Source organism: Streptomyces prunicolor, from assembly GCF_045162825.1.
Taxonomy (GTDB): domain Bacteria; phylum Actinomycetota; class Actinomycetes; order Streptomycetales; family Streptomycetaceae; genus Streptomyces; species Streptomyces prunicolor.
Genome location: NZ_CP108676.1, coordinates 3,965,876 through 3,978,244, shown reverse-complemented (window position 1 = coordinate 3,978,244; position 12,369 = coordinate 3,965,876). Strand labels below are relative to the sequence as shown.

Genomic DNA, 12,369 nt, shown 5'->3' with positions numbered 1-12,369 from the left:
TGCCGGGGTCCGCCGGGGTCTTGTGAGGTATGCGCGTCCAGTGCGGTCAACGGCCCGGAGTACTCGGCAAACGACGACAGCCGGCTCACCGATCGGGCTCCCCGCCACCGGCGAGGAGCCCGACCCGTCACACAGACCTACCAGATCGCCTCGACCCACTCCGGGTGGTCGATGAACGGGTTCCGGTTGTGCTGGTAGGTGTCGTAGATGACCTGGTTGCGCTTCTCCTCGAAGGCGCTCGGCGGGTCCGCCGCGCTCCAGGCCTTGAGGACGGAGAGCTTGCCCATGTAGGGGTTGCTGCCGTTGCCGACCTTCTCGTTGGGCTCCAGGTCGGCGAAGCCGTCGTCACCCTCGTAGCGCACGGCCATGTAGAGGATCATGCGGGCCACGTCGCCCCGGTCCGCCGCGCGCGGCGCGAAGGAGTCGGAGTCGACGGTGCTGCCGCCGCCGTTGGTGACCGCGCTGCCGCCGTTGTCGAAGTCCAGGTTGCCGCGGATGCTGTTGACCTGGACGTCGGCCGGACGCAGGTGGTGCAGGTCGGTGCCGGGACCGACCACCTCGCCGAAGTCGCCGTGGGACTTGGCCCAGGTGTGCTCGCGGTTCCAGTCGCCGACGTCGCCGCCGTTGAGGGACTTGGCGCGGGAGACACCGCTGTACAGCAGGATCACGTTGCTGCTGTTGTTCGGGTCCTGGTCGGTGGCCATGAGGGCGTTCCAGACCGCCGCGTACGAGATCTTCGTGACGTTGGTGCTGATGATCGTGTGCAGCGAGGACTTGAGGCTGGTGCCCGTCTTGCCGACCGCGTTCTTGTAGTACGTCGCGTCGTACGCCGTGGTCGTGGCCGACGCCGGGGTCGCGGTCAGGGTCGGCGCGGTGAGGCCGACCAGGACGGCGGCGGTCGTCAACGCCACCGATTTCCAGCGGTGGATCCGTGTCCCAAGCATAAAGAGTGTCCCATCTACGCGGGTTGAATGGGGCGGCAATCGGGAGCGTGACATGCACATGCGGTCCTGTAAATAAACGAGACGTGTCGATCAGGTGACCGGACGCGACAATTTGCCTCGTGTCTACGCGAGTTGACGTACCAAAACGGCCCCCGACCATGAGGTCGGGGGCCGTTGGCCGTTCGGCTACGTCGGCGTCACCTACGTCGGTGTCACCTACGTCCGAATCGGCTACGTCGGCGTCACTTCACGTCCGACGGGTCCAGCCGGTAGATCGTCGACGTGTTGGTCGTCGAGGTGCCGGTCGTGGAGGACGAAGAGCTCGAACTCTCCTCCGTCGACGCGCTCTTGTCGTACGCGCTCTCCTTCACCGCCGTCGCGTTCTTCTGCACCCACGCGGTGATCTCGGTGTTCAGGGTGCTGTTGCCGCCCATCCCGCCGCCACCGAGCTGGATGTAGTGCAACTCGCCCTTCTTCACCAGCTCCTTGAGCTTGGCGAGGGTCATCGCCTTGTCGGAGCCGGTGAAGCCCCACATGGAGATGACGGGCTTGTGGGTGCTGAGGATCAGCTGGCCCGCGCTCTGCGAATTGGACACCGCGAGCAGCCACTTGGCGCCGTCCTGGTGCTTCTCCAGGTACGAGATGAGCGCGCTGGACGTGGTGCCGCCCATGCCGCCACCGCCGCCGCCGAAGCCGCCCCGCGTACCGCCGGTGCCGCCACCCGGAGCCGTACCGCTGCCGGTTCCGGTGCCGCCAGGAGCCGTACCGCCGCCGGGGAACTCCCCGGTGGTACCGCCCTGTTGACCACCGGCCGTGCCGCCGGTGCCACCGGTCGGCGCCCCGCTCGGCGCGCCACCGCCCTGCGGTACCTCACCGGTGCCACCGCCACCCGGAGTCATCCCGCCGGGCGCCTCGCCGTTCGCCTGGCCGCCGCCCTGCTGGGTGCCGCCGCCGGCCATTCCGCCGGGACCACCCTCGCCGCCGCCGAAGCCGCCGCGGCCGCCGCCCCCGCCACCGGGGCCGCCCATGCCGCCGCCGGTCGACGGACCGGCCGTCGGGTTGGTGCCGCCCATGCCGCCGCCGGTACCGCTGGACGCGGCCGGAGTCACGGCGTACGCCGTCGGACCGGCCAGGGCCGCGATGATCGCCGCCACGATGGACGCGGTCAGCAGCCGGGCCCGATTGCCGGAGCCGGAGCGGAACACGAACAGGCCCACGATCGCGAGGACCATGAGAACGCCGATCGTCGGCCACAGCCAGGTGTTCCAGCCGGAGGCCCGGCGGAGTACGACGATCGCCCAGATCCCGGTGACCCCGAGACCGGCCGGCAGGACCCACGACCAGCGCGCGTCACCGCTGCGGAAGGCGCGCCACAGCATGACGCCGCCGCCACCGCACAGGGCGGCGATGCCCGGCGCGAGCGCGGTCGTGTAGTACGGGTGCATCGTGCCCTGGGCCATGCTGAACGTGACGTAGTGCAGCAGGGTCCAGCCGCCCCACATGACCAGCGCGGCGCGCGTCGCGTCGGTGCGCGGGGCGCGGCCGACCAGGACCAGGCCGGCGATCAGGGCGATGGCCGAGAAGGGGAGCAGCCAGGAGATCTGGCCGCCGAGAATGTCGTTGAACATACGGCCGAGGCCCGCGGTGCCGGCGAACGTACCGCCGCCGCCACCCCCGCCCCCGCCGCCGTTGCCCTCGCCGCCGAACACGCGGCCGAAGCCGTCGTAGCCCATGATCAGGTCCCAGGCGGTGCCGTCGGTCGAGCCGCCGATGTACGGGCGGTCCGAGGCCGGGACGAGGGAGACGACCGTGGCCCACCAGAAGCTGGAGACGGCCAACGCGACTGTGGCCAGGGCCAGTTGGACGAGCTTCTTCTTCCAGCCGAGCCTCGACGCGAGCAGGTACACGGCGAAGACGGCGGGCAGGGCGATGTAGCCCTGGAGGAGCTTGGTGTTGAAGGCGAAGCCGAAGCAGACCGCGGAGCCGATCAGCGGCAGCAGTCGATCGGTGCGCACGGCGCGCAGGCCGAGGGCCGCGCCCGCCACCATCAGCAGGACGAGGATGGTGTCGGGGTTGTTGTCACGGTTGATGGCGACGGTGATCGGGGTGAGCGCGAGCACGAGCGCGGTGATCGTCGCGGCCACGTGCCCGAAGTACCGCTTCACGGAGGAGTGCAGGATCCAGATCGTGCCGAGCGCGGCGCCGACCTCCGGCAGCATCATCTGCCAGGTGCCGAAGCCGAAGATCCGGCACGACAGGCCCATGACCATCAGGGAGAAGGGCGGCTTGTCGACCGTGAGGAAGTTGCCCGCGTCCAGCGAGCCGAAGAACCAGGCCTTCCAGCTCTGCGTGCCGCTGTAGATGGCGCTGCTGTAGAAGCTGTTGAGGCTGGAGCCGGAGAGGTTCCAGGAGTACAGCACGGCCGCCAGGACCAGGATCGCGACGAGCGCGGGCAGCGACCAGCGGGGCGCCTTCTCGGGTGGCGCGTCGACGGGTGGGGCCGGCGGCGGCCAGTCGGCGGACGCGGGGTCGGTGTGGGGGTACGGATCGGTGGCAGATGTCACCCACGCATCGTGCGAAGGCAGGGTGGGAGAGTGCTGTGCCGCACCTTGCCCCCGGCTGTGAATTCGCAAAGGGGCGGGTAACGCGTCGTACAACCGTTCCCCAACCCGTACAACCTTTCACGCCTTCCTGTGAGTCAACTCATGCATGACTCAGTCTCATTGGACATCCCGCCGAGCCAGAGTGGTGGCCGTCGGCGTGGGCGCCGGCCTCCTGATACCCGTGCTGGCCGCCGCGACTCCCGCTGCCGCGGCCACTCCGACGGTCAGCTGTACGTCCGCCAAGGCCGGCCTCGCCGCCAAGCTGAAGAAGGACATCACCGCGGCGCTCGCGAACCGCAAGGGGACCGTCGCCGTCGGCCTCTACGACCGCACCACCAAGACCACCTGCACCCTGCGGGCGACGAGCGCCTACGACTCGGCCAGCACCGTCAAGGTCACCGTCCTCGCCACGCTGCTGTGGGACGCGAAGAAGCACAACCGCACGCTGACGACGCGCGAGTCGACGCTCGCCAAGGCCATGATCACCAAGTCGGACAACACCGCGACCTCCACCCTGTGGAAGCAGCTGACCCTGACGAAGATCAAGGGCTTCCTGTCCGCCGCCGGCATGACCCAGACCAAGCCCGGCGCGAACAACTACTGGGGCCTGACCCAGGAGACCGTGACCGACGAGCAGAAACTGCTCAAGCTGGTCACCGCCAAGAACACGGTGCTGAGCGACAACTCCCGTGCGTACATCCTGAAGTTGATGAACCAGGTCATCTCCAGCCAGCGCTGGGGCACCCCGTCCGGTGCTCCCTCCGGCGTCACCGTCCACGTCAAGAACGGCTGGCTGCAGCGCTCCACGCACGGCTGGCGCGTGCACAGCCTGGGCACCTTCAACGGCGGCGGCCACGACTACATGATGTCCGTGCTCACCCAGGACAACAGCACGATGAGCTACGGCATCACGACGATCCAGGGCGTCGCAAAGGCGATCCACAAGGATCTTGCGTAAAGCCCCTGCTCAAGGGCATCGCTTTACTGTGCGGTCTCCCGCACGTCATCCACCCGTCCTACGGTGACGCCCATGCGCCTGAGAACCGTAATAGCGACCGCGACCGCCGGCCTGGCGGCGGCCACCTGCCTCACCGCCGCCGCCGGTCCCGCGAACGCCAGCAACTCCCGTACCACCGATGCCAGCAACACCCGTACTGCCAACGCCTGTTCGCCCTCCGTCTCGATCGACCGCTTCTCCGACGCGCTCGACAAGACGACGTACGACGGCACGTTCGTCGGCAACTTCTCCGCGCTCGCCGTGGACAAGGACGGCTCGATCGCCGCCCTGGAGGACCGTTCCTCGCTGTTCAATCTGAACGCGAAGACGCTCCAGCCGAAGCGCGTCGTCCCGCTCGCCGACGAGAACGGCGCCGCGCTCGACTCCGAGGGCCTCGCCATCGACCGCGACGGCACGCGCCTGATCACCTCCGAGACCGAGCCGTCGATCCGCCGTTACTCCGCCGACGGCAAGATCCTCGACCGCCTCCCGGTCCCGTCCTCGCTCCTGGTCGCCCCGGCGGGCCGGGCCGTCTCCAACCAGACCTTCGAGGGCCTGACCCTGCTGCCCGGCGGCCACACCCTCCTCGCGTCGATGGAGTACCCGATCGCCGGGGACACCTCGGGCGCCGTCCGCTTCCAGACCTGGACCCGGACCAAGGGCGACCACTTCAAGCTCGCCGCGCAGTACGCCTACAAGCCGGACGCCTCCTTCCTCGGCGTCCCCGAGGTACAGGCCCTCCCCGACGGCCGCCTCCTCGTCCTGGAACGCGGCTTCACCAGCGGCGTCGGCAACACCGTCCGCCTCTACCTGGCCGACCCCCGCCACGCGACGAACACCAGCGGCATCGACACCCTCACCGGCCAGCCCGGCGTCCACCTGATCAAGAAGACCCTGCTGGCCGACATCGCCGACTGCCCGACCCTCGGCGCCACGGCAAAGCAACCCCAGCCGAACCCCCTCCTCGACAACATCGAGGGCATGGTGATCACGGGCAAGGAGAAGGGCGCCTACAAGGTGCTACTGGTGAGCGACGACAACCAGAACACGGTCCAGACGACCCGCTTCTACTACCTCCGGGTCCGCACAACCCCCGCCTTTTAGTCTTTCAGGGGCGCGGGGCTGTATCGATTCGCGGCTCCGCCGCGTGGGCGCGACCAGCCACAACGGACCCGCACCCGAAAGCCGACCCTCGCAGCCTCTTTTGTTGCGGAGGGATGAAATCCGCTCCTTCTCGCGTTGGTGCCTTCCGTAGATCGGCGAACGGAAGGCACCCGCGTGGCAGCACAACAGGGGGACACTCAGGGCTGGGCCCGACGGCTCGCCGGATACGCCTGGCGCTACCCCAAGGACGTCATCCTCGCCCTGGGCGCCTCCCTCGCCGGCATGGCGGTCACCGCCCTCGTCCCCCTGGTCACCAAGGTGATCATCGACGACGTGATCACCGGCCACACCCGCACGATGGCCCCCTGGGCAGCCGCCCTGATCATCGCCGCGATCCTCGTCTACGTCTCGACGTACATCCGCCGCTACTACGGCGGCCGCCTCGCCCTGGACGTCCAGCACGACCTCCGCACCGAGATGTACGGGACGATCACCCGCCTCGACGGCCGCCGCCAGGACGAGCTGTCCACCGGCCAGGTCGTCGGCCGCGCCACCAGCGACCTTCAGCTGATCCAGGGCCTGCTCTTCATGCTCCCGATGACGATCGGGAACGTCCTGCTCTTCGTGATCTCCCTCGCGATCATGGCCTGGCTGTCCCTCCCCCTGACCCTGATAGCCCTGGCGGTCGCCCCCGCCCTCGGCATCATCGCCAAGCGCAGCCGCAGCAAACTGCACCCGTCCACCTGGTACGCGCAGGCCCAGGCCGCCGCCGTGGCCGGTGTCGTCGACGGCGCAGTCAGCGGCGTACGCGTCGTGAAGGGCTTCGGCCAGGAGGACCAGGAGACCGGAAAGCTCCGCGAGGTCGGCCGCCGCCTCTACGCGGGACGCCTCCGCACGATCCGCCAGAACGCCCGCTACACCCCCGCCCTCCAGGCCGTCCCCGCCCTCGGCCAGGTCGCGATGCTGGCGCTGGGCGGCTGGCTCGCGGTACGCGGCCACATCACGCTCGGCACGTTCGTCGCGTTCTCCACCTACCTCGCCCAACTCGTCGGCCCGGTCCGCATGTTGGCCATGGTCCTCACGGTCGGCCAGCAGGCCCGCGCCGGCACCGAACGCGTCCTCGAACTCATCGACACCGAGCCCTCCATGACGGACGGCACCAAGGAACTCCCCGCCGACGCCCCGGCCACGGTGGAGTTCGACGACGTCTCCTTCGGCTACGACCACGACCGCCCGGTCCTCAACGGCCTCACCTTCGAGATCCGCCCCGGCGAGACTCTGGCGGTCGTAGGCTCCTCGGGCTCCGGAAAATCCACGGTCTCGCTGTTGCTGCCCCGCTTCTACGACGTCACCCACGGCGCCGTCCTCATCGGCGGCCACGACGTCCGCGAACTCACCCTCGACTCCCTGCGCGCCGCGATCGGCCTGGTCCCCGAGGACTCCTTCCTCTTCTCGGACACGGTCCGCAACAACATCGCCTACGGCCGCCCCGACGCGACCGACGAGGAGATCCTCACCGCCTCCCGGGCCGCGCAGGCCGACCGGTTCATCGCGGAACTCCCCGACGGCTACGACACCACGGTCGGCGAGCACGGCCTCACCCTCTCCGGCGGCCAGCGTCAGCGCGTCGCCCTCGCCCGCGCGATCCTCACCGACCCGCGCCTGCTGGTCCTCGACGACGCGACCTCGGCGGTGGACTCACGCGTCGAGCACGAGATCCACGAGGCCCTCAAACACGTCATGCAGGGCCGCACCACCCTCCTCATCGCGCACCGCCGCTCCACCCTCAACCTCGCCGACCGCATCGCCGTCCTCGACGCCGGCCGCCTCGCCGACATCGGCACCCACGACGAACTCCAGGCGCGCTCACCGCTCTACCGCCGCCTCCTCACCGACCCCGACGAACTCGGCGGCGTCTCACCGGGCCACGCCCTGCCCGCCGCGGAACCGGCCGAAGACACCTCCGTACGCGAGGAGTTGGACGCGGAGTTCGACGCCGAGCGCGGGCTCACCCCCCACCTGTGGACCGGCGACCGCGAACCCAAGGACACCGCCCTGTCCGGGATGCCCGCGACCCCCGAACTCCTCGCCCAGGTCGACGCGTTGCCCCCGGCGAACGACGTCCCCGACATCGACGAGGCACGCGCGGTACGCGCCGAGGACTCCTACGGCCTGCGCCGACTGCTGCGCGGTTTCGGCGCACCGCTGCTGATCAGCCTCGGCCTGGTCGCCGTGGACGCGAGCATGAGCCTGCTGCTGCCGATCATGATCCGGCACGGCATCGACCAGGGCGTCGACAAGATGGCGATCGGCGCGATCTGGTCGGCGTCAATCCTGGCTCTGCTCGCGGTAGTTGTGCAGTGGGCGGTCCAGCGCGGCGAGACCCGCATGACGGGCCGTACCGGCGAACGGGTCCTCTACACCCTCCGCCTCAAGATCTTCGCCCAGCTTCAACGCCTCGGACTCGACTACTACGAGCGGGAGTTGACGGGCCGGATCATGACGAGGATGACGACGGACGTCGACGCGCTGTCCACGTTTTTGCAGACGGGGCTCGTCACGGCCTTCGTCTCGGTCGTCACCTTCTTCGGCATCATGGTCGCCCTGCTGGTGATCGACGTACAGCTCGCCCTCGTCGTCTTCGCGACGCTCCCCCCACTGGTCATCGCCACCTTCTTCTTCCGCCGGGCGAGCGTGAAGGCGTACGAACTCGCCCGCGAGCGCGTGTCGTCGGTCAACGCCGACCTCCAGGAGTCGGTGTCGGGGCTGCGGATCGTGCAGGCGTTCCGACGCGAGCGCGACGGCGGCCGACGGTTCGCCGAGCGCAGCAGCAGCTACCGCGAGGCGCGCACGCGGGGCCAGTGGCTGATCTCGATCTACTTCCCCTTCGTGCAGCTGCTGTCGTCGGTGGCGGCGGCGTCCGTGCTGATCGCGGGCGCGGGCAGGGTGGACAACGCGACCCTGACGACAGGCGCGTTGGTCGCCTACCTCCTCTACATCGACCTGTTCTTCGCCCCGGTCCAGCAGCTCTCCCAGGTCTTCGACGGCTACCAGCAGGCCACCGTCTCCCTGGGCCGCATCCAGGAGCTGCTCCAGGAACCGACGTCCACGCGAGCGGCCGACGAACCCCTCGAAGTCCTGTCCCTCCGCGGCGACATCGCCTTCGAGGACGTGCACTTCGCGTACGGCTCCGCCGAAGAGGCAGATACTGCAGAGGCCATCGGGGGAGTGGAGTTGAGCATCCCGGCCGGCCAGACGGTCGCCTTCGTCGGCGAGACCGGCGCGGGCAAGTCGACGCTCGTGAAGCTGGTCGCCCGCTTCTACGACCCGACGGGCGGCCGGGTGACCGTCGACGGCACGGACCTCCGCGCCCTCGACATCACGTCGTACCGCCACCACCTGGGCGTCGTCCCCCAGGAGGCGTACCTCTTCCAGGGGACCGTCCGCGACGCCATCGCCTACGGCCGCCCCGACGCCACCGACGCCGAGGTGGAGGCGGCGGCCCGCGCGGTCGGCGCCCACGAGATGATCGCCACGCTCGACGGCGGCTACCTCCACGAGGTCGCCGAGCGCGGGCGCAACCTCTCGGCGGGCCAACGCCAGCTGATCGCCCTGGCCCGCGCCGAACTGGTCGACCCTGACATCCTCCTCCTGGACGAGGCCACAGCGGCCCTGGACCTGGCCACAGAAGCCCAGGTCAACCAGGCCACCGACCGCCTGGCAGGCCGCCGCACCACCCTCGTCGTAGCCCACCGCCTGACGACGGCGGCCCGCGCGGACCGGGTCGTGGTGATGGATCACGGGGCGGTCGTCGAGGACGGCACACATGACGAGCTGCTCGCGCTCGACGGGTACTACGCCGAGCTGTGGCGCACGTTCGTCGGCGCGCCCGAGACCGAGGAGCCGGTCGCCGCGCCCCGCTGAGGGGTGCGCAACCATGCGACATACGTCTTGCGTCCGTACATCAGTACGCTGTTCGGCTGCTGTGCTGTGCGGGAGGGATGACTGTGGACATGGGTGCGCTACGACGGCGGGTGGCGCTCGGCACGGCCGTGCTCACCGTGTCCGGACTGCTCGCGCTCGCGGCCCCCGGCACCGCCCAGGCGGCCGTGGTCTGCCCGGGGCGGGAGGTGGTGACGCTGCCCTTCTCCACCGGCACCGTCCATGTCTTCCGCCGGGGCGAGTACATCTGCGCGTACACCGCCCCCAAGAGGTCCGGTGCCAAGCGCACCATGTCGGTCAGCGTCCAGGCCCGCGGCAACCGCCCGGTCGTCGACAGGGGCCGGTACACGCGCCGGGCCGGACCGGTCACCGTGCACGCCGGGCACCGGTGCGTACGGGTGAAGGGCGCGGTCGGCGGCGGCTCGGTCAGTTCGGGCTGGATCCTCTGCTGAACCGCAGGTCGGCACCGTAGCCGCACAATCTCCTCTGGTGTGACGGGAGTTGCTCCGATAGCTTCCCGTTCACAACTGCCTCACAGGGGAGACTGCATGCGCAAGGCGCTCAGATGGCTGCTGGCGCTCACCGTGCTCATAGGCACGCTGAGCACGGCCGGGGTGGCCACCGCCGCCCAGGTCGGCCAGACTGGCCAGGCCAGTCAAACGGCGGACATCAAGGACCAGTTGCTGGCGATACCCGGCATGAGCCTGATCCAGGAGAAGCCGTACACCGGCTACCGCTACTTCGTCCTGAACTACACCCAGCCGATCGACCACCGGCACCCGTCCAAGGGCACGTTCCAGCAGCGGATCACCGTGCTGCACAAGGACGTCTCCCGCCCGACGGTCTTCTACACCAGCGGCTACAACGTCTCCACGACCCCCAGCCGCAGCGAACCGACCCGGATCGCGGACGCCAACCAAGTCTCCCTGGAATACCGCTACTTCACGCCGTCCCGGCCCGCCCCGGCCGACTGGTCCAAGCTCGACATCTGGCAGGCGGCCAGCGACCAGCACCGCGTCTTCAAGGCCCTCAAGTCGATCTACACCAAGAACTGGATCGCCACCGGCGGCTCCAAGGGCGGCATGACGGCCACCTACTTCGAGCGGTTCTACCCGCACGACATGGACGGCGTCGTCGCCTACGTCGCCCCCAACGACGTGGTGAACAACGAGGATTCGGCCTACGACCGCTTCTTCACCAAGGTCGGCACCAAGGAGTGCCGAGACCGCCTGGACGCCGTACAGCGCGAGGCGCTGGTGCGCAGGGACGCGCTGGAGAAGAAGTACGCGGCGTACGCGGCCGAGAACGGCTTCACCTTCACCACCGTCGGCAGCCTCGACAAGGCCTACGAAGCCGTCGTCCTCGACTACGTCTGGGGTTTCTGGCAGTACAGCCTGGTCTCCGACTGCGACACGATCCCCGCGAACGCACAGGCCGCCACCGACGACGAGATCTGGACCTCGGTCGACACGATCTCCGGCTTCTCCTTCTACACCGACCAGGGCCTGGACCCGTACACCCCGTACTACTACCAGGCGGGCACCCAACTCGGCGCCCCCACCATCCAGTTCCCGTACATCGAGAAGAAGTACATCCACTACGGCTACCAGCCGCCCCGCAACTTCGTCCCCCGCTCCATCCCGATGAAGTTCCAGCCGGGCGCCATGCGGGACGTGGACAGCTGGGTCCGCCACCACGCCAGCCACATGCTCTTCGTCTACGGCCAGAACGACCCGTGGGGCGCGGAGCGCTTCGCCGTCGGCAAGGGCGCGAAGGACTCGTACGTCTTCACCGCGCCCGGCCTCAACCACGGCGCGAACGTCGCGGCCCTGACCGCCGACCAGAAGGCACTCGCCACCGCCCGCATCCTCGCGTGGGCCGGTGTCCCGGCCACCACCACGGCACAGGCCAAGCCCCTCGCGCCGTACGACGCGAAGCTGGACCGGCAGGACGTGCAGCGCGAGCCGACGCTGCGCCCGTAAAGCCCGTTCTCAACCTCCGTGCTGTGCCCGGCCGTTGGCAGTCACCTGACTACACCGGCCGGGCGCAGCCCACCGGTTGCTCGCCGCCGAGCTGGACGTACAGGGCGGTCGAGGCGGGGCAACTCGCGCGCCGGAGCACGGCCTTGACGACCTTGTACTGCGGCTTCCGCTGACCCGAGCCGTCGCACGCCGTCTCCCGCACCTGGCCGCTGCCCGAGCTGTAGACGCAGTCGCCGACGATCGTGCGGGGCCCGCCCCCGCCACCCGGGTCGCCGGGGTGCGGCGGCTCCAGGTTGCGCAGACAGGCGTAGCCCTTAGGTATGACCCCGTCGCCGACCCCGCCCGAGGATCCCTGGGCGCTGATGTGCAGCACGAAGTCCGTGATCGCCGGGCACGCGGGACCGTCGCTCGCATCGCCGTCGTAGCGGGCGATGACGCGGGCGGCGGCCCGCTCGCTGGTGCACGGCACCTCGGTGAAACTCGTCGTACCGAAGGAACTGCACTCGTCGACGCCGAGGAACACCGTGCCGTAGCCGGAGGGTTGGGTGGTCCCCGAGGAGGTCGAGGGCGCGGGCGCCTTCCCGCCGAGCCGGCCTTCCCGCGCGTCGGAACCGTTCGCCGACGAGCAGCCGGTCACCAGGGCGCCGAGCAGCGCGCACACCACCCCCACGCTCCATCGCTCACGCATCGATCCCCCCGACTGCCCCCGCCCAGCGTGACCCGCGGTGGCGGGCGCACGCCAGACGTGCGGGGGGCTTTGGGCCAGTTGGCGGGGGTGGGGCGGGTGCGGAACGTAC

At 69.6% G+C, this 12,369-nt stretch carries 8 protein-coding genes; 5 read left to right on the top strand and 3 right to left on the bottom strand.

Annotated features, from left to right (window positions below):
* Positions 1-137 precede the first annotated feature (137 nt).
* Entirely contained in the window at positions 138-944 is an 807-nt protein-coding gene (locus tag OG588_RS17840; RefSeq protein WP_405948158.1) for an endonuclease I family protein, read from the bottom strand.
* A 242-nt stretch (positions 945-1,186) separates the two neighbouring features.
* Positions 1,187-3,508 carry an ArnT family glycosyltransferase gene (locus tag OG588_RS17835; RefSeq protein ID WP_405948157.1) on the bottom strand — a complete coding sequence of 774 codons (2,322 nt, stop codon included), beginning with the start codon at positions 3,506-3,508 and terminating at the stop codon, positions 1,187-1,189.
* A gap of 145 nt (positions 3,509-3,653) precedes the next feature.
* Between OG588_RS17835 and OG588_RS17830 the strand changes: the two genes are divergently transcribed.
* From OG588_RS17830 to OG588_RS17810, 5 genes are all read left to right on the top strand, one after another.
* Positions 3,654-4,505, top strand: coding sequence for a serine hydrolase (locus OG588_RS17830; RefSeq protein ID WP_405948156.1), 852 nt, complete (start codon positions 3,654-3,656; stop codon positions 4,503-4,505).
* 72 nt (positions 4,506-4,577) lie between these two features.
* Entirely contained in the window at positions 4,578-5,648 is a 1,071-nt protein-coding gene (locus OG588_RS17825) for an esterase-like activity of phytase family protein (RefSeq protein ID WP_405948155.1), read from the top strand.
* A 174-nt stretch (positions 5,649-5,822) separates the two neighbouring features.
* On the top strand, positions 5,823-9,572 hold the full coding sequence (locus tag OG588_RS17820; RefSeq protein WP_405948154.1) for an ABC transporter ATP-binding protein: 3,750 nt from the start codon (positions 5,823-5,825) through the stop codon (positions 9,570-9,572).
* 77 nt (positions 9,573-9,649) lie between these two features.
* Positions 9,650-10,042: a hypothetical protein gene (locus OG588_RS17815; protein ID WP_405948153.1), complete on the top strand. Its 393-nt coding sequence runs from the start codon at positions 9,650-9,652 to the stop codon at positions 10,040-10,042.
* 96 nt (positions 10,043-10,138) lie between these two features.
* Positions 10,139-11,572, top strand: coding sequence for a S28 family serine protease (locus OG588_RS17810; RefSeq protein ID WP_405948152.1), 1,434 nt, complete (start codon positions 10,139-10,141; stop codon positions 11,570-11,572).
* A gap of 49 nt (positions 11,573-11,621) precedes the next feature.
* Here the strand turns inward: OG588_RS17810 and OG588_RS17805 are convergent, their stop codons facing one another.
* Positions 11,622-12,260, bottom strand: a complete 639-nt coding sequence (locus OG588_RS17805; protein ID WP_405948151.1) for a hypothetical protein — start codon at positions 12,258-12,260, stop codon at positions 11,622-11,624.
* Between the last annotated feature and the right edge of the window lie 109 nt (positions 12,261-12,369).